The following is a 26,568-nucleotide window of genomic DNA, read 5'->3' on the forward strand; positions in this document are numbered from 1 at the left end:
CCTGCGGGACACTGCGTGAACGCGGAGCAATTAGCATGAAACCCAACATGAGCGTTGGTTGCGCTGTCGCTTGACCCAACCTACAAAAAATGGCAAAGGTATTGAATAAATGAGAAGATTGGTAAGAAAATTTGGGAATCTGAAAATGAGTGGATTGGAAGGTTTTAGAGCAGAAATTGATGCTGTAGATTCTCAGATTGTTGAGGCATTAGCCAAGCGATTTGAAATTTGTCAGCGGGTGGCTAACTTTAAAAAGCAACACGGAATTGCGATGATGCAACCCGAACGAGTGGAAGCAGTGAAACAGCGTCGTCGAGAATTGGGTATGCAGTATGGGTTAGATGGAGATTTTATGGTCGCATTATACAGCCTCATCATTCAAGAAACTTGCCGGATGGAAGATGAGATTATAGAAGCGCAAGGTTAATTACTAAAAAAGGGAACAGGGAACAGGGAACAGGGAACAGGGAACAGATAAGAAACTTTAGTTCTGAGTTTAGAGCTTCAGTCAAAAAAGCAGTTTCATTATTCCAATCTCATGTTTTTAAAGATGAGTTTTTTCTGTTCCCTCTAAAGAGTACAATTTTTTTGCAACAAATTTAGGATTGTTATATGGCCTTAGAATTTTGCTCTTGGACTTACCTTGATGGACGCATCGTACCTACTGAATTAGCACGTTTGCCAGTAGATAATCATGCCCTCAATTTTGGAACTGCTGCCTTTGAAGCATTTCGACTTTATCCCACTGTCAATGGCTCAAAGATATTAGGATTAGATTTACATCTCAACCGATTACGATTGTCAATGTTATCTTTGGGATTGTCCCCTGTGGAACCCGAAGCAATTATCAAAGCATTGTGGCAAGCCGTAAGTGCGAACAATTTACAACAGGGATATGTGCGTTTGCTAGTATATCCAAACGGCAATTGTTTGGGGTTAGATCCTTCCCCATTCCCTTCGGCTGCATTGGTTATGGCTTGGCGTTCTGACAGTTCAGGATTTTTACCACCATTGACTTTAGGCATTAGTCATATCCGTCGTCCCGAAGCCGGTTCTACCCTCGCTAGAGGTAAAATTAGTGGCTTCTATGCTGTGGAAGCTGCGGCTGATCGCAATGCTAAAAAAATGGGATTTGACGGTAATCTGATGTTAAATCCAGATGGAACTATCTGCGAAATGACAGGAGCAAATATTTTCATCGTCAAAAACTCTGTTTTATATACTCCTATTCTTCCTCAAAGTATTGATGGAGTCACAAGGCGTTTAGTGATTGAGTTTGCAAATAGATTGAATATCCCTGTCAGAGAAGTACCTCTGCCTTTGGGCGATTTAATGGTGGCAGATGAAGTATTTGTGAGCGGAACTTATCATGAGATCCGTCCTGTTTCTGCGGTAGATAGACAGATTCTCGGTAGCCAATTTCCTGGACCTGTTACCCAACTGCTGCAAGAGCGTTTCCAGGAAATGCTGAATAACCCAGAAGATGAAATGGCATCTCGTTGGCTATCAGGAACGGTTTTACAAAAGTCCACACCCAAGGCTATTTCTCAACAAGCATACCAGATTCGTTCTGCTGAATTGGCTGACGTTCCTGCTGTCCTTGCAGGTATTGGTTCTCTGTTAGCAGAATTAAAAGGTATTCCAGAATTTCAACTTCCTGCTGAAGCCACAGCAATTTGTCAGCGTGTAATTGAAGGGAAATATCCTGGTGCTATTTTCATTGCTAATCCAGAAGGAGACAATGATTCTATCCTTGGTTTAATTACTTTAACTGTGCAAGAAGCGATTCATGTGGCAGGTCAATTTGTACTGATTCAGGAACTATGGGTTCATCCAGATCATCGCAGTCAAAATATCGGTGAAAATCTCATTCAAGCTGTGGAAACCTATGCTCATGAACAGGGAATTTCTCGTTTAGAAGTATGTTTGCCAACCCATGAATTCCCCAGATTTTCTAATACCCACCATTTTTATCAAAAGAGTGGCTTTGAAGATTTCGGTCCTAGAATGCGGAAACTCCTTGGATCTAGCATAACAATATAACCCGTGAAAGTCAATTAAAGTAATAAGGAGCGACATGATGACTACAGATATACGTCCTGATGATTTTTTCAAGTTAACTTGTGCATCTTGGATTAGTCAGGCTTTGGGGATTGCTGCGAAGTTGAGCATTGCTGACTTGTTGGCAGAAGGAGCAAAAAGTGTTGAAGAGTTGGCACAAGCTACTGAAAGTCATGCTCCCTCCCTCTATCGCATCCTTCGATGTCTTAGTACTGTAGGGGTTTTCCATGAGGTTGAACCACGTCATTTTGCTCTTACTCCGCTAGCTGAATATCTTCAAAGTGATAATCCTTACTCTTTAAAATATTTGGCTATAACTAATATTGACGAGTGGCGTTGGCGTGTTTTTGGAGATATGTACCATACTGTCAAAACAGGTGAGCCAGCTATCAAATCAGTTTATTCGGTTAACAATTACTGGCAGTATTTAGAAAAAAATACTGAACCTAATTTGATTTTTAGTCAATCAATGTTTGGTATTGCTCAAAACTGTCAAATCCAACTTCTTAAATCTTATGATTTTTCTAAAGTTGGCAAAGTCGTAGATATAGCAGGCGGTCAAGGTCTAATTATTTCTGCCATTCTCAAGCATAATCCCCACTTACAAGGACTCCTTTTTGATATGCCTGAGACAGTTTTTGATGCCGTTAAGTTTCTGAAAGCGGAGGGAGTAGATGAACGATGTGAAGTAGTCGGTGGAGATATGTTTAAGTCCATTCCTAGTGGGGGTGATATTTATCTTATGTCATATATCATGATTGATTGGGATGATGATAGTATAGTCAAATTTTTGGAAAACATTAACTATGCTATGCCTAAAAATGGCAAACTGCTTGTTATCGATCCAGTAATTCCCGTTGACAATCAGTACCATTGGAGTAAATGGGAAGATTTATATCCGATGTGTATGGGACATGGACTAGTGCGTACCCAGGCAGAATTTAAGGCTATTTTCCGAAAATCAGGTTTTGAATTAGTGAATATTTTCTCTCCAGAAAAGCCCCTGAGCCTGATGGAACTGGTACGTGTTTGATAACTTTTGAAATGCGGGAGGTGATTGTATGAGTAATTTGTCCCTTGAGGTGGTCTTACAAACAGAAATGCAAGGAGCATCTCCTATCATTGTGACTTCTGAGGGAAACAAGGCTGGACAAGAAGTTGAAGAACGTAGCCAGAGGATTATTCAAGGTCTACAGCGTCTTCCTGAATGCAATTTTTCCACGGCTGAGGTTAGCGATCGCTATCTTGATAACATTCTCCAACAAATTCATGAACAGTCCTATCTTGACTTTTTAGCTCATTGGAATGGAACATTGCTAGGAGAAGACTTACTGTTTGATTATCCGTTTGTTGACCAGGGAATTGCCGCAGATACTCCTCTATTTGCGGGAGTCTACGACTTGTCTCGTGAAGGGGCTAGAACTGCGATCGCCGCCGCACAGAAAATTGTCAATGGTGCTTCTTTGTCCTATGCTTTGTGTAGACCTCCCGGACACCATGCTGGGCCTGGTTGGTTAGGAGGATATTGCTTTTTAAATAATGCAGTTGCGGCTGTAGTTACACTTCTGGAATCGGGAATAGGTCCAGTAGGATTGATTGATATTGACTTTCATTTTGGCAATGGTTCTGCTGCTTTATTAGCATCACGACCAGATGTTTGGTTCGGTTCTATTCACAGTTCCACAATCCTTAGTTATCCTTACAAAGAAGTTCAACCAGCTAATGATAGTCAAACTTTCATTCCTTTTTCCCATTCACCTAGTTTAGAGGAATTTTTAGCTGAAGTTAAGCAGCTAGTTAAAAAGTCCAAAATTGAATTTGGTTGTGCAGCTATGGTTGTTTCTGTTGGCTATGACATTATTATCAATGATCCTCATGGCGGTTGGCATTTACCACCTGCTATTTTCGAGGAAATTGGTCAGATTCTCACCCAAGCATCTATACCACTTTGTTTAGTCCAAGAGGGCGGCTATCTGTTAAATGCCTTAGACGAATGTGCCTATAAATTTGGATTAGGATTATTGGGCAGGTAATAAACAAGTGCGATTTGTATTCCCCTCAATAATTGGGGGGACTATGAAGAGCAGATTGTTCAAGAATAAGGGGTACAGCCGGGATACCTGCAAGTGCGATTCGTTCTGGAGAAACCCAGTTTCTGGGGGGATTCCAGGCTTTAGTAGAGTAACCCTAATTGGGCTGAGTCCGCACTTTAATCCTCTACTAATGACAACTTGATATCCATGTAAGTGAGGTTCACAAAGAACCAATTCTTACTGCCCTGGTGCGGGGTTGAAAGCACATAACTACCAGTAATGGTAGCCCCTATGGAGAAGACTGACTATCAAATCTGTAAAGCGGGGATGAAAGCGGTTAATGGTGGTAATTGCTGAAAGCACCAACTGCAAGCAAGAGTTTATGGGGAGAGTAAACAAAGTGTCGTTGAGCCATCGTCAGATCTCGCCAAGGGATATAAGCTTGTGTTTCGGACACACCTTGGGTTGGAAATAACCGACAAGGGTTTGGACTGTTAGGATCTTGCAACCGAAGCAGCGTACCTCCTAGACCCCCGGTGGATAGACACCCCCTAAAGACTCAAAACAATGGATATCAGGAACGAAATAACCCAAATTATAGTTCCTATAGTGGTCGATATATAGGTAAGCAGTCAAGCTAAAAGCTTTATTTGGGAGGGATGGGTTAAAAAGCAAAAGCCTAGACCGAAATAACGGTCAAAGCCTGAAAAGGGATGGAGTAATGTCCAGGATAAGCAGACGTAACCCGCAATGTGTCTGTATATAGGGGTGTAAATAGCAATGAATAAGCCCAAATCAGATTCAACATTGAATACTGAGGGATGGAAAACTATCAACTGGCGACAAGTCGAGCGATATGTTTTCAAATTGCAAAAACGCATCTATGCCGCTTCACGTTGTGGTGATATAAAACGAGTTCGCTTTCCTCCAGAAAACCCTAATGAGGTCTTGGTCGAACAGGGCATTAGCGGTAAGAAGGGTAACACAAGACAACCAGGGAAAAAAGACCGCCGGAGTGGATGGTATCAAATCACTATCCCCAGGAGCGCGTTTTAACTTGGCAAAAGGTCTATTCATTAACGGTAAATCCAAACCTACACGGCGGATATGGATACCAAAACCAGGTAAAACCGAATTTAGACCGCTCTCGATACCCACTATTTTTGACCGTGCCTTACAAGCGGTAGTGAAAGCTACCCTTGAACCGGAATGGGAGGCTCGTTTTGAGCCATCAAGCTACGGTTTTCGACCCGGTAGGTCATGCCATGATGCTATCAAACACATCAAAAACTGCATAGTATCAAAATCTAAATTTGTTTTAGATGCAGATATATCGCAATGTTTTGACCGCATAAATCAGGAAGCATTACTTCGGAAATTAAACATGAACGGTTCAGTCAGGCGACAAATCAAAGCCTGGTTAAAATCAGGAGTGATAGATTCAGGAAAATTTGCAGCTACTACGGCTGGAACACCACAAGGCGGTGTAATTTCGCCATTATTGGCATCCATCGCTTTACATGGATTAGAAAGCCTGATAAACCAAGAATTTCCTGTCAATTCAGCCGGGAAAATTAGAGGGGCTAAAAGCAAATTTGGCGGCGAAATATCTCGCGTGTGAAACAGTTAGTGTCAGAAATGGATTTGCGAGAATTTCTTCGGGACGTTACCGAGGATACTATGCGGCTGAAAGATGGATTGGTAATACTCCTGGCTATTCTCACCGCAGATATCGTTCTGGATACGGTGTTGGGGGTAGGGTAACGGTAGGATATGGCTCAAGAGGTGAACGAGTTAGAGAAATTCAAAGAGCTTTAGGGATTAGAGTTGATGGTGTTTATGGCTCACGAACTATTAACGCAATTCGTCACTTCCAAAGACGTAACGGACTGCGTGTAGATGGCGTTGTTGGTTATCAAACTCGGAGAGCTTTAGGTATTTAGGAACTGTCTAATCACTCTAATTGAAAGGTAAGAGGTAAGAAGCAATAGTTACCCATGTTTAAAAACATAACTAAAGTTGTTTTTCTGTTCCCTGTTGCAGGTAGTTTTTGATAATTTGCAGAATGCGTTCTGCTGCATGGCCATCGCCAAAGGGATTAATGGCGGTGGCTATTTTCGTGTAAGCGTCGGGGTTGCTGAGTAGTTCACTAGCGGCTGTGACAATATTTGCGGTTTGTGTACCTACGAGTTTGGCTGTCCCGGCGGTAACGGCTTCTGGTCTTTCTGTGGTATCTCTGAGAACTAAGACTGGTTTACCCAGACTGGGGGCTTCTTCTTGTAAGCCACCGGAATCGGTTAAGATTAAATGCGATCGCTCAATAGCTCCCACTAATTCAGCATAATCCAAGGGTTCTGTCAGGAAAATGCGGGGATGACTCCCTAATAACTGTTGCAATGGTTCTCTAACTGTGGGATTTTTATGTAATGGCAGTAATAAGGCTGTATCAGGAAATTGCTCTAAAATTTGTAAAAAACTTTCGGCGATATCTTGCAAGGGTGATCCCCAATTTTGTCGTCTATGAACTGTTGCTAAAATTGTTCTATATTTATGCCAATCTAACCCAGGTATATTGCAAACTGTTTTTTTGGCAGCCACATTTAACAAGGCATCAATTACAGTATTTCCTGTTAAGTGAATCTCTCCTAATACCCCAGAATTTTGTAAGTTTTCTACAGCTAAAGTAGTTGGCGCAAAATGTAATTGTGTCAGTTGGGAAATCAACCTTCGATTAGCTTCTTCGGGAAAAGGATTAAATAAATCATCAGTCCTTAAACCTGCTTCCACATGACCTAAAGGGATTTTTTGATAAAAAGCTGCTAAGGCTGTTGTTGTATCTCCTTGGACAATTACAAAATCTAATTCTTGGGTTTGAAATAATGCTTCTAAACCTTGTAAACTTCGACAAGTAATATCACTAAGAGATTGTTGTCGCTGCATAATCTCTAAATTCCAATCGGCTTTGAGTTTGAACAATTGCATTACTTGTTCAACCATTTCTCGATGTTGTCCTGTGAGAATTACCTGCAATTCAAAGTCTGGAGAATTTTGGAAAACTTGAATTACTGGTGCTAGTTTAATAGCTTCGGGACGAGTCCCTAAAATAATGCCAATACGGTGTTGATTAGTTATTAGTTAAATAATTATAGTATGATGCATAAATTCTTCAAATTCTAAATCATCCGCTTGTCTTGCCAAAAAATCAGTTAAAACCTGACGAATTAAATTTTCTTCGGAAATGCCAAGATTATCAGATATTTTTTGCAAATTTTGGTCTTCTGTTCCCGAAAGTGAAATTAGCTTTTCTAACATTCGTAAAATTCTTTCTTAAAATCAGATAACTTAAAGACATAATAACATTATGTCCCTACAATTGCACTACCAACCCCGACTAGCAGGTAATGAAACCCCACAAACCGAGTAAACTCGTAAAAAATCTTTTAACAAGAAATCTTTATAATCCTGTGAAGTGCTTACTTACTATAGTCTAGACGAGAGAAAAGAGATAAAGCGTGCTTCCAGAAAAAGAGTGATCCGAAAAATAATTATACCACTGATACAGCAATTCTCATTTTGAAACGAGTCTGCGCCATTTCAGCGAACTGCTTGCAGCAGCGCTTCGCTATCGCCGGATTTGTTAAGAATTGTAAAACCCTATGAATGTAAGGGTTTAAATGTCATGAAACCTTAAAATGAGAATTGCGGACAGATGGCTTATTTGTTTGGCTTCCACACCCGCCAGGGAATAAATTCCCTGTCTCATAGCTCAAGTCCGTTAAAACGGACTAATAAATTTTCCTGATGTTTATTCATCCTTAGTGGTGCCAAAAACCCCTGAAACACCTATAAATAAAGGATTATACCCGAAACAATGGATTTGGGATTTCTCAAGACATCGAACGAGGTCATTGGGTTTCAGCTTCTATTTTAACCCTTCAGGCTTTTCATTGTGAAACTCAAAAAAGTTTTCTGCACCACTAAGCTTTTCCGGTGCTATTTCCTGTTCTTGCGCTTTTTTATACATATTAATGCGCCTTAATGCAAGGGGTTTCACCCATTTTAACTCTTTTTCTTGCACCTTTTTCACTTTCTATCCCATCGAGTCATTTATTTGTCCCGGTTTTATGTTTATTCAGCAAGCCCTAATTAAAAGTTACGATAAAGGTAATTCAAAAAATACTATTGATTATTTACTTTATTTACTCAAACAGTCTCCTGATCAACGATTACTAATCCTTTGGGATGGTGCTAGTTACCATCGTTCTCAAGAAATTAGAGATTTTTTGGATGAAATTAATCAGGGACTTTCAAGCGATCAATGGAAAATACAATGTGTTCGTTTTGCTCCCAATTGTCCGATACAAAATCCAATTGAGGATATTTGGTTACAAGCCAAAACATGGGTTCGACGTTTTTGTGCGTTGATACCAACATTTTCTCATTTAAAATGGATGTTTGAATGGTTTATCCGACACACTACCTTTGATTTTCCCATGCTTCAGATGTGCGGAGCTTTTTCAAAAATCAAATATTAGTCCTATAGATGCCTGGCTATCTCTACCATTTTACCATCTTTTTTAGAATGAAATAGCCCTGAAAAAATCGCCGACTCAAATTATGATTCAATTCCGAAATTTTTCCAATAGTTGATTTACCTGATTCATGTCAAAAGGGAAAGGTTTTTGAATAGGTTGGTAATCTTTTGGATGAGGGGTGTTATGAAGAATAACAGCATTTAAATACAAGCAAGGTTCAGAAATAGGATTCATGATTGCATGGGGAATTTTTGGAGGAATTGTAACCAGTAGTGGTACATTTTGATTCAAGAAAATATAATTTTTATGCCGATTTTCTATGAATACTAAAACCATACACCCTCGCATAACTAATAACTGATCTGTTTGAAAGCGGTGACAATACAAACCATCATCTGCGCTATGGGGAGGGAGTTCATATAATATTGTCTGATTGCTAGATAGTGGACTATAAGAATAGAGACCTTCATCTTTGAACTTTTCTAGTTTAATACATTCAACTTTGTTAATAATCATGGTTCTAATTTCACCGTAATTAGGGCTTGCTGAAAAAGTGGAAAAATAAAATCGTTTAATCGAGTAAATCCGGTTCTTGTCGCACAATCATGTTATACAGAGGCTGGAAGTTAAACCATCCCTCGTAATGCGTACCAATCTGACTATGAGTAAGACTAGCGATGTCTTTGTCAATAAATTTAGCTTTCCCCGCAGACTCAACCATCAGCTGTACTTGGCAGCAGCGATCCATAATGATAAACCACCATGCAGCTTCATCAATAGAGTTCCCAACTGTAAGTAAGCCATGATTACGCAGGATTACAGCTTTTTTATTGCCAATTAAATCGGCAATTCGCTTGCCCTCTTGCATATCTGCCACTATGCCAGTATAGTCATCGAACAGAGCATGATCTTCATAGAAAATACAAGCTTCTTGGCTAATTGGGTCAAGGAGACGTCCAAGAATTGACCAAGCTTTGCCATCTTTTGAGTGGGCATGAACGGCAGCTTCTACATCTGGTCTGCTATGGTGTATTTCAGCGTGAATCGCAAAAGCAGATACATTTACAGGCTGATTACCCTGTACTATATCACCTTTATGGTTAGCTAAAACCAAGTCAGAGACTCGCATATGTCCAAAATAAATTCCGAAGGGATTAACCCAGAAACAATCAGGAAATTCGGGGTCACGAACGGTAATATGACCAGAAGCACCCTCCTCAAATCCATAGCGTGCAAATAAGCGAAATACAGCGGCTAGACGTTGTTTGCGATGAAGACGGTCACTCTCTATTCGCTCGAATTTAGGTCGTTGTGGAAGTGAAAGCATAGATACAAATTTAACTCTATAATATGTAGTTCAGAAACTGATTAGTTCACCGAAGAAAAGCAGGGTGGCAAAGGGTCTAAAGCCACCTAAATTTATTGATGGGGACTCCTACTACCTCCTTAAAGTAAGGTTGTAAATCCTTCCTTAACTAATGTAAAGTTTAGGTTGGCGGTTTTCTAAATAGGAATAGGTCGAATAACGCTCCTTAAAAATCGCTTCCCGGTCTAGTTCAGTGATTAACAAAGCCTCTTCGTCCCCCACAGCAGCTGCTAATATCTTACCATCGGGAGCAATTACTCGACTCAGACCGAAATATTCCAGATCCAATTCTCTGCCTATGCGATTGACATAGGCAATAAAAAGTTGATTCTCAAAGGCACGAGTGGGAACTAGTAGATTGGGTACTAGCATATAAGGTGGAGTAATTGCTGTGGGAACAGCAATAAGTTCTGCACCTTGTAAAGCGAGAGAACGAACTGCTTCTGGAAATTCAACATCGTAACAAATTAACACACCAACTTTAAAGCCTGAAATTGTGTGTATTAGCCATTGGTTTCCCTGTTTGAACAGACGCTGTTCTTCAGCACCGAAGAGGTGAATTTTACGATAATTGCCAACCAAATTTCCACTATTATCAATTAATGCGGCAGAATTATAAAAAAATCCACCGTCTTCCTCCGCATAACCAAATAAAAGGTTCAATCGTTTTTCCCAAGCGATTTTGGCTGCTTGCTGGAGTATTTTCCCGGTTCTTGCTTGTGCTAGTTTTTGAATCTCATTTCCAAGGTTATAGCCCGTTAGAAAAAGCTCTGGAAGGATAAGAAAATCTGCTCCCTGGCTTGCAGCAGTGGATGCTGTTCGTGCCAACAATTCAAGATTTTGAATCGGATCTAAAAAAGTGCCTGAACATTGGTAAATTGCCAGCTTCATAAATCGGGTATTTCTATTAAAGAATATTAAGAGCAAACAAGGAACAGGGAAATCCCGATAATTAAAATGTCAGTTGCTTATTTTCGTCGTTTGCTCCTCTATAAGCAATACAGCAGGTTCTTTCTGATCCTGATCTGACAGTTTTAACTCTATTTGGTTACTTAATGGTAAGGTCAATTGACTATTTTCATTTTCATCAACCGATAGGCTTAATTCGCTACTTTCTTTAGCATTCCTGGCACTCAAAGCCATTGCCATGCCCACTATTACTACAACTGCACCAATGTAACCACGAGTTTTAAAAGTTTCTCCTAGTATTAAAAAGGCTAATATTGCTCCAAAAACTGGTTCTAATGTTTCTATTACCCCAGCTTCAAAAGCTGTTATCATTTGTAGTGCTTTTGTTTGCAACCATGTAGTGATGCCAGTAGCTACTACACCAAGATAGAAGAGAACGGCTAGAGTCTCTGGATTCATGACACTCTTACGCAAGGACTCAAAGTGCCAAATCAGTTCTGGAGTTGCCCATAACAAACCTAAGATTGCTACGCTGGAAAGCTGAACGAATGTGAGAGATAAAAGTGAATGACGTGGTGAAAGGATTTCCAGGACGATAATCCAAGCGGAAGCGAGTAAAGCACACAGAAGCATCCAAACGTCCCCTATCGGAGGTGAACCATCCTGCCAACTGATTATCCCAATGCCGATAAAGGCGATCGCTGCTGCTATGATAGCTACGAAGGATTGGCGACGGTAGAACAACACTTCAAACAGTGTGACAAAGATTACAATCAATCCATAGATGAATGAGGCCTGATTAGCTGGGATAGTCTTAAGTGCAATTGTCTCGCTAACAACGCCTCCAAAAAATAACAACCCCGTGATTGCTCCATCACGGAGCAGGGCTAAATTTAGGTTACGAGCAAATGGTACAAAAATTACTGCACCAAGTGTGAAGCGAATTGCTATCTGTAAAGCGGGTGGTACAGTAGTGATGATTTGCTTAATCATCACTGGCATGGAAGCCCAAATAAGTGTTACCAACATCATCATTACGATGCCTTGGAAACTCTGATTAGTCGACGAGGATTGCTTTTGATGATGTTCTATAGCTGGTGTGGTCATAGAAAATTTCTAGTTTTGTTGAATGTAAATGTGAAGTAGATTTCAGAATCTGACTTTTCCCTCTTAACCAACTGACAGTCGAAACCGTTCATGGAGAAAACAAGCACTCAATAACTTCATTAAGAAAATATCTATGACAATGCGTTGGCTGTCATTCATGAACGGTAATTTGTCTAATAGTGCAACCACTTTTGCTTGGTCATAAAAAGGTAGAGATGCCATGATTGAACCTCGCATTGTATCCTGCATTAATTCGTTAAAGGATTCATTAGGTTTGAGGCTAGGTGGTGGCGCAACATACGGATGCTTATGACGACGATAGACTGTATTCGTTAAGAAAGGCTTTGCTGCTTCTCTTAACACATATTTTTCAGTCATGCCACGGATTTTTAAGGAAACCGGCATCTGACACACTAATTCAACTACATGATGATCGAAAAATGGATAACGACTTTCTACAGAATGAGCCATGTCAACTTTGTCGCCATACATCATTAATAACAAGTGCGGCAACTCTGTTTTAGACCGCAAATAAAGAGATTGATGTACAGGTTCCCGTCCGGTGAGTTGACCTTGGACATCAATCTGATTTAAACAGATGCGATAGGCATCCCGATTAGCAATTTGAGTAGTAAAATCTGACGAGTAGAGAGATCTGATTTTCATGCCAATCTCTGCCCATGTTTCAAACCAGGTGGGCACAAAACCTAATGACCGTTTTACACTTGCAAGCTGCATAGGTCTTTCTTGGGAAACCATATAACCAGAAGCGACTAAGTTGCTATCCCGCAATTGCGCCAACAGTTGTTGTACCGTGTTTTCGTCCTGTCCTTGTGTGTTGTAAAACAACATATCCCGACGAAGATCAAAATATCCTGCAAATATTTCATCAGAACCTTCACCGGTTAGGACAACTTTGTAACCAAAATCTCTTACAGCTTTACTGAGAACAAATTTAGAAACACTGGAAGCGTTGTCAATTGTAGTTTCACCGTGCCAAATTGCATCAGAAAAATTGTCAGCCAATTCAGCTTGACTCATCATCACAAGATTAAGATTTGCCCCAGTTAGAGCGGCAGTTTCCCGAACTATAGCTTCTTCGCTATAGGCTGGATGGTCAAATATAGCAGTAAATGTCTGTATGGGTTGAGACATTTGCGCTGCCATCATACCCAATATGGTTGAAGAATCAAGTCCACCACTGAGATAGCAGCCAACAGGAACATCAGCCCGCAAGCGCAGTCGAATTGCTTCGTTTAACTCATAACGTAGCTTTTCGATGTATTCCTCTTCAGTATATTGAGGACGGACATTATCGGTGGGATAATTAAAGTCCCAGTAGCGAATGAGTTGAATATTACTACGATTAGCAATTAGAAAATACCCAGGAGGAACCTGATAGATACCTTGATATAGAGTACGGTCTTGCAGCATTACACCATAGTTGTCTTGGAAAACCGATTCCCAATCCCATTGAGCAGGTACTCCAGCGGTAAATAAGGCCTTGACTTCCGATGCTAAGTAGAGGGTATCGCCTATAACTGTGTAGTAGAGCGGTTTGATGCCAAAGCGATCGCGTGCTGCGAACAAGAGATCGTTTCTTTCGTCCCACAGAACAAACGCAAATTCGCCACGCAAATGCTGCAAGCACTGCGTTCCAAACTCATCATAGAGATGAAGTGCGATTTCACTGTCAGAATGGGTACGAAGTCGGTATCCTCGCCGTTTTAAATCATCCTGTATCCGTTCAAAGTCGTAAAATTCCCCATTTACAACAATATGTAAATTCTCTTGTTCATTAGAAATTGGCTGGGCACCTGTTGTTAAGTCAATGATACTCAGTCGAGTGTGACCTAATCCAACTCGCTGATGGGGAGCAATCCAAAAGTTTTGTCCGTCTGGCCCTCGATGGGATAAAACTTGTGTTGCCCGTTTTAACGCTTCCTGAGAAATGATGCCGTTTTTTGAGAAAAATCCCACAATTCCACACATAAATCTACTGTAGTTATAAGTTTATAGGACTTACGTATTGACAGGATACACTAATACTATTAGGCGTTCCCTTGGGTAAACGTAAAAGAAAGAAATACACAACTCAAATGTGTTTTAAAAACTTGAACCCTGCTCTAGTATAAGATTCAACTGAATGCTTGCGAGAAAACACAAATTTTTAGGTTCTGTCTAACCATTAATACCGGGAGGATAATATCTGCAATGTTACTTATTTTATCATAATACTATCTTCTCCAAGCAAATTTTTAGCTGTTTGCCTAAAATCTGAACCAGTGGTTCACTCATCATAGTAAAATGGTTACCAGGTACTAAATTCAGTTCCACAGATTGCCCAGAGAGTTGACACCAACCCCAAGTCGGATCTTGGTGAGTTGTCGCTGCATCAGGAAGAAAATCAAACATTCCAATGTCACTAGCTCGGAAAAGGGTGATTAAAGTTGGATAATGCACCTGTGGTATATACTCAACAAAGGCAACTGTATTAGCTTTGTAAACTTGAAAGATTCTCTCAATTTCAGCCTTTGTCAACTTGAAGCCAGACCTTTGTAATATTTCTAATAGATAGTTTAGTTGCTGATTAAGGCTGGAAAAAGTTTGTGACTGTGCGGGAATAAATTCCAGGTTTTTGTTGATAATACCTTGATATAATTCACCTAAATCGGTAATGAATTTTAAATTCTCTGGCACTGAAAAATCCTGGTATTTATCAAGACTTGTCACCCAAGAATCTACAAGAATCAGCATTGATACTTGATGTCCTTGATGTTGCAATTGTTGAGCCATCTCAAAAGCAACTCTACCACCAAATGAATGACCACCTAACAGATATGGACCTTGTGGACGCACAGCTTGTAAAGCCTTGATATGATGGGCAGCGATGTCTACCATGCGGGTGAATGGTTTTTCGTTCTCATCCAGACCTAGTGATCGCAATCCATAGAACGGTTGTTCTAAACCAAGATGACGTGCCAAAGGGTAAAGATCCAACACATTACCTAAAACCCCCGGAACAAAAAACAGTGGTAGCTTAGACCCTTGTGGCTGAACTGGTACTAATGTGGAATTGTCCGACTCATCTATAATGATGTTATTTTTACCAAAACCTTTAGTTGCAGTTTCATTACTCGATAATAAAAGCACCTCCTCAGATAAATAATTAACCAATGCTCCTATGGTTGGATAGTCAAAGATTAAAGTAGACGGCAAAGAGCATTTGAGACTAGACTGGAGATGACTTCTAAACTCAATAGCCATTAAAGAATCTAATCCCAAATCAATTAATTTTTGTCCTGGCTCTATTTTTTCAGGTGAAGCTAAACCTAGCACTTTCGCCACCTGTTGACAAACATGAGCAGCCAACAAACCTTGACGTTCAATCACAGGAGTTACTTCTAACAAGGTCTGAAAATCAGTGAGTGCTTGCTGCTGTGACTGCGTTTTTGACAGATTCAGGAAATCAGCCAAAAACGGTGATATAGTCAGTTGTTTTTCCAAAAACCGCGACCAGTTGATTGACATAACTCCTACTTGAATAGGATTCTCTAACAACAACTGTGCCAACACTTGCAATCCTTGTTGCGTAGCAATACTTCCCTCACCTTTCTCACTCAATTGCCCAATTAAATTACTTCTCACGGTCATACCCACCTCAGCCCAGGCACCCCAATTAATACTCAAACCTGGCAGTCCCCGCATCTGCCGATAGGATGCTAGGGCATCAAGAAAAGCATTTGCAGCAGCGTAGTTTGCTTGACCTGCGGTGCCTAACAGACTGCTACTAGAAGAAAATAGCACAAAAAAGTCTAAGGACAGATTCTGGGTTAAGGTGTGTAGATTCCAAGCCCCTTGTACCTTTGGAGCCATGACCTGAGCAAAGCGCTGCCAATTTTGCTGATGCAAGACACCATCATCTAGAATGCCGGCAGCGTGGATAATCCCCCGCAATGGTGGTAAAGATTGCTCAATTTGAGTGAATAACCGAGTTACTTGTTCAGTATCAGACACATCTGCTTGGATGACAACCACTTTAGCACCAGCCTGTTCAATAGTTCTTAATTGATCAGAAATAGCTGGCTTCACTTTGCTGCGTCCTACCAATACTAGATGTCGCGCCCCCAACTCGACCATCCACCGGGCAATTAATAATCCCAGGTCGCCCAAACCACCAGTAATCAAATAGCTGCTATCACTACGGAAAATAAGACTCTCTGGCGTTGTATCAGGAAATTTGATTATGATTTTACCAGTATGTTTACCTTGCTGCATATAGCGGAAGGCACTGACAGCATCAGAAAGAGGAAATACCGTTTGCGGTAGGGGCTTGAGGAAGCCGTTTTCAAACTGCTGAGTTAATTGGCACAGTATTGGTTGAATGAAAGCAGGTTGCTCTTGACACTCTTGCCCTAGATCAACCACGGAATATGATATATCAGGTCGGAAATTTGTGACTTGGGAGGGTAGCCAAATATCCCGTTTGGCAATTTCTAGAAACCGTCCTTTATGTGCAACAACTGCCAAACTTTTCTCAATAAATCCTTCTGTGGTTAAAGAGTTGAGAACAATATCCACACCCTTACCATTTGTATATGCCATCACCTGCTCGGCAAAATCTATTGTCCGGGAATTCATAATATACTTTACTCCCAGGGACTTCAGAATTGGCCATTTGTTGGGACTGGCTGTAGCAAATACCTCCGCTCCCGCTTGTTGGGCTAACTGCACAGCAGCCTGACCAACTCCACCTGTAGCTGCATGAATCAATACTCGATCTCCAGAACCAATCTTGGCTACATGATGCAGACACCAGTAAGCCGTTAAAAATGCAACAGGAATAGTTGCTGCCTCTTCAAAGTTCAGCCTTGCTGGCATGGAAACCACTAAGTTAGCGTTGAGCGTGACATACTGACTAAATGTATCTATTCCAGCAGCGATAACAGGGGTTCCAATTTCAAAGCCTTTGACTCCTTCACCAATAGCTACTATCTCACCGGAACACTCAGTACCAAGGGGGGGATTTCCCGGATATAAGCCCAGCACATTCAGAACATCAATAAAATTTAGTCCTACAGCCTTGACCTGAATTTCTACCTGACCTGGTTTTGGCTTTTGACGACTTAATCTATGCAGTTGCAAACCATCTAGAGTTCCCCGTGAGGACACTTCTAATCGGAATGGTTGGTTTTTAGGAATATCTAGCTTGGATGGAGTTAGAGTTTTTTGGGTCTGGTGACAGCGCATCAGTCTGGCTACATACCTTACCTGGTTGCGAAAAGCGACTTGATCCTCTTTTTGCTCTGATGTTTGTAGAAATAATATTTCCTCAAACAAATTCTGTACCTCGTTTTCTGTCACTTCCGAATCTAAATCTATCCGAATACAATTTAGATCAGGGTATTCGAGTCCAATCACTTTCCCCATTCCCCATAAGGAAGATGAAGCCACCTGTCGAACGGAGGTATCGGCTACAGCTTGCGCCGAACGAGTAACTAACCAGATAGAAGGTATATCATGATATTTATGAACCAGCCCTTGGATTAAATGCAATGTACTACCACAAGTTATCAAGGAAACTGCTTCTAAGTTCTCTCCAGTTAGGATTGAGGGCGTATCTAATCCCCAGAGATTTATAACTCCTTGGATATGAGGTAAAACCACTAATATCTCCTGAAAATGGCGAGGATTAGCAGGATCTATTTTGTACTCTTGCTCACCAATCTGTTCATACTCTTGTCCTGGAAACACTAAAGCACACCTGTCTCCTTGGGAGTGGAACAGTCCAGACAACTTCTGACCAGTTCCTTGACTATCAGCTAAAATTAGCCATTGTTTGGGGAAACTGACTGATGGGATAGATGATATCTGTGGTGATGAAAAAACATTCCGCTGTTGAGGTCGCCATTCCACTTTATATAGCCAATCTTCCACAGATTGCTGTCTAGTTCTTAACATGACTGATTGAGGGACTTGTTGGAGTTGCACCCCCTCCACAAGGGCAATCAACTCTCCTTTCAGGGTGAACAGGTGTAAGTCTGCCTTCACCATGACTTGGCTATTGCCCTGTTTTTGATATAATTGAGCATAGCACCAAATAACTGAACTAGCACGAGCGTACATCTGCAATCGCTCTACACCGACTGGCACGTAAGTATTGTGATGGTCATCATCCATCAATGTGGCATCTAAAATCTGTAGACAAGCATCCAACAATATTGGGTGTATGAGGTAATCGTTGACCTCAAATTTTACTGGTTCTGGTAAGCATATCTTCCCTAGTGCCGCGGTTTCATTACGCCAAAGTTGGTCTATGGCAAAGAAGCTTGGCCCGTAATCAATATTTTGCTGGATGTGACGCTGGTATAAAAGTTGCAAAGAAATCTCTTGCTGGCATTGATTTTTTAAGGTTGCCAAATCCATTGTTTTATTTGGCGACTGTTTGACTTGGGTAATTAGTTTACCTGATACGTGAAGTATCCACGATACTTGTTTTTTGTTTGCCTCAGTTGTAGGTTCTAGGCTAAAAATCTCAAATCGGTAGGAAAAAGCTGCCTCTGAAGTTAACACCAAGTGGACAAGCTTATGAGAACCGTCTTCTGTCAAGGTGAGGGGCTGACGAATTAAAACATTTTCTAAGGTGAGGTTAGAAGTTTTGGCAACTACTACCCCAGCGGCTAAGGCCATCTCTATATATGCTGTTCCGGGAACAATTATAGTTGCAAACACCCGATGATCTTCCAGCCATTTGGGGAAGTTTTTGCTGATTTGACATTGGAAGCGAATTTGCTCGGTTCCCGGTAAGGATATTTGCTGTCCCAGCAGAGGATGAGCGCTCTGATTTGAAGCAACAAGAACAAGTTCTTGAGTTCCATTATCCTTGGGAATTTCTACCCAATAGCGCTGTCGCTGGAAAGGATAAGTGGGTAAAGCTTGGCGACGGCGTGTATAGTCTCTGTCAAATCCCACCCAATTTATAGAAACTCCCTGCACATATAAATCTCTTAAGCTAGTTAGTAGGGAGTGCCAATCTTCTTGTTCTGGGCGTAAACTTGGTAGCCATAATGCGGCACGATTGCTCAGACACTGACAGCCCATTGCCAATAATATTGGCTTTGGACCAATTTCAATAAACACATCTATTTCCTGCTGTGCCAGGGTTGCCATACTTGCTGCAAATTGAACGGGCATCAGGATATGGCGACACCAATATTCAGGGGTAGCTATTTCATCAGTTATTAGTGTTCCTGTAACATTACTATTAATTTTAATCTGCGGCGTATAAAATTTTACTGATTCTGTAATTTGCTTAAATTTTGCCAACATCGGCTGCATTAAAGTTGAGTGGAAGGCATGGGAGACATTTAATTTCTTGGTTTTGATTCCGGATGCTTCTAGGTTGGTAACAAGAATGCTAATTGCTTCTCGCTGTCCAGAAACCACTACACTTTGCGGACCATTAATAGCGGCAATGGAAACTTGTTGGCTATTAGTGTCTAAGGAAGCTATAGCTGCTAATGCTTGTTCTTCACTAGCTAAAAGTGCCACCATTTCGCCATCTGGTGGTAAAGATTGCATTAGCCTTCCCCTGGCGGCAATCAATTTTAACCCATCTTCTAAGCTAAAAACTCCAGCGATCGCAGCTGCCACATATTCTCCGACACTGTGACCCATCACTACATCGGGTTCTATACCCCATGATTTCCACAACTCAGCTAAGGCATACTCTAGAACAAATAGGGCTGGTTGAGTGTAGGCGGTCTCATTTAATTGCAAATGATTAGATGGTCTGTCGGGATATAAAATTGACCGCAATGATACTTCCAGATATGGGTGGAGAATTTCGTCGCAATCATCTATGATTTGTCGGAAAGTGGGTTGGGTTTCGTAAAGTTGACGACCCATGTCTACATACTGGGAACCTTGTCCTGTAAATAGAAAGGCAATTCGTTTCTTAAAAGCGAGTTTAGGGGCTGTAATTGGGGGTAGTTCGGGGTTATTGATGAAATTAACCAATTGCCTCTTGAGTTGCTGTTTGGAGTTAGCAACAAGGCAAGTGCGATAATTAAAGTGTTCCCGTCCCGTATTGGCTGTAAAACAAATATCTGCTATTTCTGTTTTCTGTTCAGACTCCAGATAAGTAACATAACGTTGTGCTAGTTCGGCCAGCGCCTGATTTGTTTTTGCTGATAACGTTAAAAGATGCCATGTCCTGTCCGTCGTGGATTTTAAGTTTGGACTTTGGATTTCTTTTGGTGCCTCCTCCAGTATAACATGACAATTTGTACCACCCATCCCAAAAGAACTTACGCCTGCTCGCCGAGGTGTATCTTGAGTTTGCCATTCTGAGAGAGTGGTATTAACGTAAAAGGGGCTATTGTCAAAGTCAATATTGGGATTGGGTTTTGTAAAGTGGAGACTAGGGGGAATCAATTTATGTTTAAGTGCCAATATCGTTTTTATGAGACTTGTGATACCAGCCGCCTCATCTAGATGTCCGACATTGGTTTTGACTGAGCCGATCGCACAAAAGCCGTTTTTTCTACTACTCGTATTTTCCCGGTAGGCTTTGGTAAGTGCTGCTACTTCAATTGGATCTCCTAAAGGTGTTGCAGTTCCGTGTGCTTCTACATAACTCATCGTGCTAGAGTCAATTTCAGCTAAGGCTAATGCTTCCGCAATGACTTTTGCTTGCCCTTCTACACTAGGAGCCGTATAACCCACCTTTAAAGCACCATCGTTGTTAATAGCTGAAGCCTTGATTATTGCATAAATATTGTCTTTATCGGCGATCGCATCATCCAACCGCTTCAACATTACAATACCACAGCCACTACCAAACACTGTTCCTTGAGCTTGGGCATCAAAAGTCCGACAGCATCCATCGGGAGAGTGAACCATCCCTTCCTGGTAAAGATAACCAGTTTTTTGCGGCACGACAATGGAAACACCACCTGCTAGAGCCATGTCGCATTCCCCATTTCGTAAATTCTGACAAGCAACATGAACAGCTACTAGAGAAGTTGAACAGGCAGTTTGAATGTTTAAGCTAGGTCCTGTTAAACTCAGTTTATAGGAGATACGTGTGGGAAAATAATTCCGCTCATTGCCTAACCTTGCTTGAAGGGAGTTGAATTCCAAGAACGGGTATTTCGCAGAAAATCCCTGGTAAGGATAAACATTATTAATCAGGTAAGTACTCATCCCTGAACCAGCAAAAACCCCTACTGCTCCCTGATAGTTTTTCGGGTTGTAACCAGCATTTTCAAAGGCTTCCCAAGCGGTTTCCAAAAAAATCCTTTGTTGGGGGTCTATAATTTCAGCTTCTTTGGGAGAATAGCCGAAAAACTGTGCATCAAACAAATCAATGTTTGGCAAAATAGAACTGGCTTTTACATAATTATCCTGTTTTAGCAAGCTAGGGTCTGGTAGCTCTATTTCTGCATCAGAGAAGAAGGAAATTGATTCAACTCCATCGCGCAAATTGTGCCAAAATGTTTCAATATTTTCTGCACCGGGAAACCGACCAGACATACCAATAATAGCGATATCCGAGGCTTGATAACCCTGTCTTTTAGTCGGCTTTTGGTATCCTATATTTGGTGGTGCTATTGCAGTTTTATTTAAGTGTTGAGCTAAAGCATATATGGTGGTATATTGAAATAAAGTGACAGTTGGTATATTTTTATTAAAAATTTCAATTAATTTTTTATGGACTTGAATTAGAAGTAAGGAATTACCACCCAAATCGAAGAAATTATCATGAATTCCCACTTCTTCCAATTGAATCACTTGTTGCCACACATGAGCAATTATTTTTTCAATATCAGATTGAGGTAAAATTAATGCTTCTTCTACTTCTCGACGAGATATATCAGGTTGGGGAAGACTGCGACGATCCACTTTACCACTGGGTGTTAGCGGCATTTTTTCCAATACCACTATTGCAGATGGAACCATGTAATTAGGCAGGTGTTCCTTGAAATAATTCCGTAAAGTGGATTCTAGAGACTGATGCACTCCTTCTTGTGTAGGGACTACATAGGCAATTAGTCTTTTGTCTCCGGGGACATCTTCGCGAACAGTAACTACACCTTCCTGAACAATCGGATGTTTTGCTAACAATCCTTCAATTTCGCCCAGTTCAATCCGGAAACCGCGAATCTTGACTTGTCCATCGCTACGTCCTAGATGTTCGATATTACCATCATTCAAGTAACGAGCTAAATCACCTGTTTTGTACAAATTACCAGGGCTAAATGGGTTGGGAATAAATCTTGCTTGAGTTAATTCTGGACGATTGAAATAACCTCTAGCGATTCCTGCACCACCTACATATAATTCTCCCGGAACTCCCAGAGGAACAGGTTGAAAAAACTCATCAAGAAGATAAATTTGGATATTATTAATTGGACGACCGATAGGGGGAAGTGTTGCCCAATACTTGGCATCTCCTGTCAATGTAAAAGTCGCTATCTCTGGAACTTCAGTAGCACCATAATGATTGTGTAGAGTGGCACCGATTTGCCGGAAAAACTGAGTAATTTTAGGTGTGATTTGCAGTTGTTCACCAGCGGTCATTACCTCACGCAAAGTGATAGGAATAGTTTGCTCATCAATCACCTCTACCAATTGCTGTAGAGCAATAAAGGAAAGATAGAGTTTTTCAATTCCGGTTTGAGTAATTGTTTTTAATAGGTCTACAGGACTATGGCGTACTTCTTCAGAAATTAACACTAATGTTCCACCAGAACACCAGGTAGAAAATATGGCTATTACCATCTCTAGGGATCTCTCTATGCAAATACCAACTAAGCTTTCTGCTTCTACTCCCTGCGTCTGAAGATAATGTGCTAGGCGATTAGCTCGCTGATTTAGTTCTCTATAGGTTAGTTGCTGGTTTTCATAAACTACAGCGATAGCTTCAGGAGTTTGTTGAACTTGCAGCTCAAATAACTGATGGATACAACCTGAGGGATATTCTATTTTCGTATTGTTATAACCTACCAATAATTCATTGCGTTCTACTTCTGTCAAAAATACTATTTCACCAATATGTTTTTGTGGATTAGCAATGATATTTTTGAGTAAATTCTCAAAATGGTTCATTATACGGTTTATTGTAGCTGATTCAAATAAATCTGTGTTATACTCCCAAGTCCATACTAATCCTTGCTCTGTATCCTTAACAGAGATAAACCAATCGTAGGGTACTGATTTGCTCTCCACATCACTAGGTGTTAAGCTGAGGGTGGAAAATTCCAGGTTTGGCATTAGGTCATCCCGCAAGATAAACAACACCTGGAATAGGGGAGAGAAACTCATATCCCGCTCTGGCTTTAGTTCTTCTACTAATTTTTGGAATGGGTAATCTTGGTGTTTTTGAGCATCCTCTACAACTTTAGCAACACGAGATAATAGCTGGAGGAAGGTGGGATTACCTGCCATATCAGTACGTAGAACCACTGGATTACCAAAATAACCAATCATTCCCTCTGTACCAGGAATGTTACGACCTGCTACTGGTGAACCAATGGTGATATCTTCCTGTCTGTTGTATCGGTAGAGTAATGTTTTGAATGCTGCTAATAGAACAGTAAACAGGGTAAGTCCTTGAGATTGACTTAATATCTTGAGTTGCTCACTCAGATTGTGCGGTAAATTCAGTTGACAATAAGCACCTGCATAAGTTTGAATCGCTGGTCTGGGATAATCTGTAGGTAGTTGCAATACAGACAATTGTTTCCCCAGTTGCTGTTTCCAGTAACTCAGTTGGTTTTCCAGAATCTCTCCTTGCAAGTATTGTTTCTGCCGAATGGCAAACTCTTTATACTGAAGCGGCAGTGCCAATAATGGTGACTGCTTACCTCTAGCGATCGCCTCATACAGGGTTGCCATTTCTTGAAAAAATATACCTATAGACCAGTCACCATCACATATGATGTGATGTAGTGTTAAGACCATAAGGTATTTAGTTGGTTCCATTTGTAACAAAATAATTCGCCACAATGGGCCAGTGCGGAGGTTAAATGATTGCTGTACAGATTCTATAGACATCCGTTCAACTGCTTGCTTTTGCTCAACAGCACCCAGTTTTTGTAAATCTACTACCGCTAAATCCACATTAAAGGGTGAAGTAATTATCTGCCTTGGTTGTCCATCAATGACATCAAAGGTAGTTCGGAGAATTTCATGGCGCCTAATAATTTCATTGATACTTTGTTTTAATATGTCTAGGTTAATTAAACCTATAATTTGAGTCCCCCCTCGGATATTATAAGACGGATTACCTGGTTTTAGCTGATCTAAAACCCACATACGCTCTTGTTCAAAGGAGAGAGAAAAGTATGGTTTTTTATGGGAATAAGAAGATGTGTTGGTGGGTTTCATAAGAGATTCCTTAATCATGATTTGGCGTGGGAAATCCTGGACAAAACTGGACAACCTTACAAAAATTTATTCACCAAGCCAGTAAATCCTGTCCGGTTTTGCCTAGATAAAATGAAGCGCCTACAATTTAGTTAAATATTTAGTCAATGGCTTCAGAAGTTGTTAATCCCTGATTTGCTGATCTTCTAAATATACCAGTACCCCGGTTCTCATCTGTTTCCTTGTTGTGAAACTTATGTTTTTCAAAGACTGAATCGTATTTACCATCCTTGAGTACTGAGTCTGGCAACCTGTGCAATGGCTTGTATATATGGTGTTCTTGACCTTCTACCCAAAATGGCGCATTTGACACAGCATTATAGGTACAATGGAGAATAGTGCGGGGCATATCTGAGTGATTGACATCTGACCAGTGCAAGGTATTACCGTGCAAAAATAGCACGTCCCCCATTTCCATCTCACAATGTACCATTTCCAGTCTTGCCAAAATCTTTTCTACTCGACTAGGATCAGTACAATAATCATTGCCAAACTTAAATTGGTCAATACGACCCATTAAATGAGATTTCTTGACTACCTGGAGACATCCGTTGTTTTTAGTGTGTTTATCAACAGCAATTGTACAGGTTAATATGTTTGGAAACAAGCAACCATCATGATACCAAAACCAATAATCTTGATGAAAACCTACTACACTTTCAGAGTGAGGTTGCTTTCTGACAATTTTAGAGTGCCAGTGATAGCATTCTTTGCCCAGTAGTGCTTCAGATGCATCAACAACCCGCGCCATTCTGGGAATAACCCCCAGCATCGTATCGCTTAAATCACTCCAACTGGCAACCTTAAAAACCCTACCTTGGTCATCAATGACAGATGTCTGTGCCCCTCTAATTTCCGGATCTTCCTCACAAGCTAACCTCAAGGGTTCGAGTTCTTCAGGATCAAAAAACCCAGGAATGATGACAAATCCCTCAGCGTGATATTCCGCAATTTGTGCTGATGATAGGGGACGAGTTGTAATTATTTTCTGTTGATCTATGTTTGGTAGAGGAGTTTCTTGAGAGGATGTTTGAGTAACCATAATTATTCTCCTGCAATTATTGATTCAAATGGATTGTTGTTCTTAGGTGATAAATTCTGGACGATCTGACAAAGCTGTTTTTATAATATCCAGGGATGTTTGCAGTTCCAATCCTGTAAGTTCCAACCTTGGTGGACGCACGAAGGTATTTCCCCAGCCAACAGCCTGCTGCATCAGCTTTGTCATCTGGACAAACTTCGGATCTGCGTTGAGTCGCATCAAAGGCATCATCCATTTGTAAAGACGAAAAGCTTGATCATCCTCTTTTTGAATAGCATAGTTAAACAGGGCTACACTTTCTTTTGGCAAAGCATTGGCAGTTCCTGCTACCCAAGATGTTGCCCCTGCGGCTACACCTTCGACTAAGATATCATCCATCCCTACAGATATAGAAAGTCGCTCTCCAAGTAGGGAACGAATAGCTGTAATTCTACGTACATCAGTAGTTGCTTCTTTAACGGCACAAAGATGAGAATGATCCGCCGCTAGTTCGGCAATATGTTCTGGCAAAAAATCAGTTCCGTAGGCATCTGGGTCATTGTATAACATACAGGGTGTGTCTGTGGCTTCGATGACAGCAGCTACATGAGCCTTCATCTCATACCAATCTGTGCTGTATTGATAGGGTGGTAAAATCATTAAGCCACTACAACCTAATAATGTAGCTTTTTTTGCCAAGGCTACTGCTTGGGCTGTTGTCATCGCACCAATACCAGAAATAACTGGTACGCGATCGCCAACCGCTGTTATGCAAGTTTGGAGAACCTGAATTTTTTCATCAAAGCTTAGGGAGGTTGCTTCTCCAAGTGTGCCATTAGCAACAATACCTGTACAGCCATTATCCACTAACCAATTGACGTGTTTAGCTGTATACTCCGCATCGAAACTTAAGTCTTGTTTAAAGCCAGTTGTGATTGCTGGCATTACACCTTGCCATTTCATTATATTACCTACTATTTCAGTGGATTTTGCATCAGGTTTTAATGATGAATTTTTAATTCATTAGGACTTAATTACTGTATAAATTAACCTTTATCTGTATGAAGGAAATTGCGTCATTTCAGACTTTGGGGTATGAATTTT

At 40.8% G+C, this 26,568-nt stretch carries 18 protein-coding genes and 1 pseudogene; 8 read left to right on the plus strand and 11 right to left on the minus strand.

Going from position 1 to position 26,568, the window contains the following annotated elements; translation table 11 throughout:
* Positions 1–145 precede the first annotated feature (145 nt).
* The 7 genes from AN486_RS07025 (at position 146) to AN486_RS07055 (ending at position 6,037) form a co-directional block, all read left to right on the plus strand.
* Positions 146–427 carry a chorismate mutase gene (locus AN486_RS07025; RefSeq protein WP_039203516.1) on the plus strand — a complete coding sequence of 94 codons (282 nt, stop codon included), beginning with the start codon at positions 146–148 and terminating at the stop codon, positions 425–427.
* Positions 428–612: 185 nt separating this feature from the next.
* Positions 613–2,043, plus strand: coding sequence for a GNAT family N-acetyltransferase (locus AN486_RS07030; protein WP_168465317.1), 1,431 nt, complete (start codon positions 613–615; stop codon positions 2,041–2,043).
* A gap of 34 nt (positions 2,044–2,077) precedes the next feature.
* On the plus strand, positions 2,078–3,094 hold the full coding sequence (locus tag AN486_RS07035; protein WP_148760636.1) for a methyltransferase: 1,017 nt from the start codon (positions 2,078–2,080) through the stop codon (positions 3,092–3,094).
* A gap of 28 nt (positions 3,095–3,122) precedes the next feature.
* Positions 3,123–4,094 carry a hypothetical protein gene (locus tag AN486_RS07040; RefSeq protein WP_290599869.1) on the plus strand — a complete coding sequence of 324 codons (972 nt, stop codon included), beginning with the start codon at positions 3,123–3,125 and terminating at the stop codon, positions 4,092–4,094.
* A gap of 780 nt (positions 4,095–4,874) precedes the next feature.
* Positions 4,875–5,150: a reverse transcriptase N-terminal domain-containing protein gene (locus tag AN486_RS07045; RefSeq protein ID WP_290599871.1), complete on the plus strand. Its 276-nt coding sequence runs from the start codon at positions 4,875–4,877 to the stop codon at positions 5,148–5,150.
* A complete protein-coding gene (locus tag AN486_RS07050; protein WP_267902195.1) occupies positions 5,035–5,715 on the plus strand; it encodes a reverse transcriptase domain-containing protein in 681 nt (226 codons plus the stop codon). The genes AN486_RS07045 and AN486_RS07050 overlap by 116 nt, the downstream gene beginning before the upstream one ends.
* The gene (locus tag AN486_RS07055) at positions 5,690–6,037 is read left to right on the plus strand and encodes a peptidoglycan-binding domain-containing protein (protein ID WP_233455551.1); all 348 of its coding nucleotides are present in this window, start codon (positions 5,690–5,692) and stop codon (positions 6,035–6,037) included. The genes AN486_RS07050 and AN486_RS07055 overlap by 26 nt, the downstream gene beginning before the upstream one ends.
* Before the next feature lie 70 nt (positions 6,038–6,107).
* On the opposite strand, the gene wecB is transcribed toward AN486_RS07055, so the two are convergent.
* From wecB to AN486_RS07070, 3 genes are all read right to left on the minus strand, one after another.
* Positions 6,108–7,226, minus strand: a complete 1,119-nt coding sequence (gene wecB, locus AN486_RS07060) for a non-hydrolyzing UDP-N-acetylglucosamine 2-epimerase (protein WP_168636804.1) — start codon at positions 7,224–7,226, stop codon at positions 6,108–6,110.
* 3 nt (positions 7,227–7,229) lie between these two features.
* Positions 7,230–7,406 (minus strand): hypothetical protein, encoded by a 177-nt coding sequence (locus tag AN486_RS07065; protein ID WP_168636714.1) that lies wholly within the window; start codon positions 7,404–7,406, stop codon positions 7,230–7,232.
* Between the two features lie 610 nt (positions 7,407–8,016).
* Complete coding sequence (locus AN486_RS07070; protein ID WP_205748596.1) at positions 8,017–8,172, minus strand: hypothetical protein; 156 nt, start codon at positions 8,170–8,172, stop codon at positions 8,017–8,019.
* Positions 8,173–8,224: 52 nt separating this feature from the next.
* Between AN486_RS07070 and AN486_RS07075 the strand changes: the two are divergent.
* Positions 8,225–8,629, plus strand: a pseudogene (locus tag AN486_RS07075) (transposase); the annotation flags it as partial.
* Between the two features lie 87 nt (positions 8,630–8,716).
* On the opposite strand, the gene AN486_RS07080 reads toward AN486_RS07075, so the two are convergent.
* The 8 genes from AN486_RS07080 to AN486_RS07115 all read right to left on the minus strand — a co-directional run bounded on the left by AN486_RS07080 (position 8,717) and on the right by AN486_RS07115 (position 26,427).
* Positions 8,717–9,145: a cupin domain-containing protein gene (locus AN486_RS07080; RefSeq protein WP_168636716.1), complete on the minus strand. Its 429-nt coding sequence runs from the start codon at positions 9,143–9,145 to the stop codon at positions 8,717–8,719.
* Between the two features lie 55 nt (positions 9,146–9,200).
* Positions 9,201–9,956, minus strand: coding sequence for a class II aldolase/adducin family protein (locus AN486_RS07085; RefSeq protein ID WP_168636717.1), 756 nt, complete (start codon positions 9,954–9,956; stop codon positions 9,201–9,203).
* A 144-nt stretch (positions 9,957–10,100) separates the two neighbouring features.
* Positions 10,101–10,886 carry a carbon-nitrogen hydrolase family protein gene (locus AN486_RS07090; protein WP_168636718.1) on the minus strand — a complete coding sequence of 262 codons (786 nt, stop codon included), beginning with the start codon at positions 10,884–10,886 and terminating at the stop codon, positions 10,101–10,103.
* Positions 10,887–10,955: 69 nt separating this feature from the next.
* The gene (locus tag AN486_RS07095; RefSeq protein WP_168636719.1) at positions 10,956–12,011 is read right to left on the minus strand and encodes a DMT family transporter; all 1,056 of its coding nucleotides are present in this window, start codon (positions 12,009–12,011) and stop codon (positions 10,956–10,958) included.
* 63 nt (positions 12,012–12,074) lie between these two features.
* Entirely contained in the window at positions 12,075–14,003 is a 1,929-nt protein-coding gene (gene asnB / locus AN486_RS07100; protein WP_168636720.1) for an asparagine synthase (glutamine-hydrolyzing), read from the minus strand.
* Positions 14,004–14,240: 237 nt separating this feature from the next.
* A complete protein-coding gene (locus AN486_RS07105) occupies positions 14,241–24,404 on the minus strand; it encodes a type I polyketide synthase (protein WP_290599877.1) in 10,164 nt (3,387 codons plus the stop codon).
* 139 nt (positions 24,405–24,543) lie between these two features.
* On the minus strand, positions 24,544–25,485 hold the full coding sequence (locus tag AN486_RS07110) for a phytanoyl-CoA dioxygenase family protein (protein WP_168636722.1): 942 nt from the start codon (positions 25,483–25,485) through the stop codon (positions 24,544–24,546).
* A 42-nt stretch (positions 25,486–25,527) separates the two neighbouring features.
* The gene (locus AN486_RS07115) at positions 25,528–26,427 is read right to left on the minus strand and encodes a dihydrodipicolinate synthase family protein (RefSeq protein ID WP_205748597.1); all 900 of its coding nucleotides are present in this window, start codon (positions 26,425–26,427) and stop codon (positions 25,528–25,530) included.
* Between the last annotated feature and the right edge of the window lie 141 nt (positions 26,428–26,568).

Origin of the sequence: Anabaena sp. AL93 (genome assembly GCF_001672085.1) — a bacterium.
GTDB classification, from domain to species: Bacteria; Cyanobacteriota; Cyanobacteriia; order Cyanobacteriales; family Nostocaceae; genus Dolichospermum; species Dolichospermum heterosporum.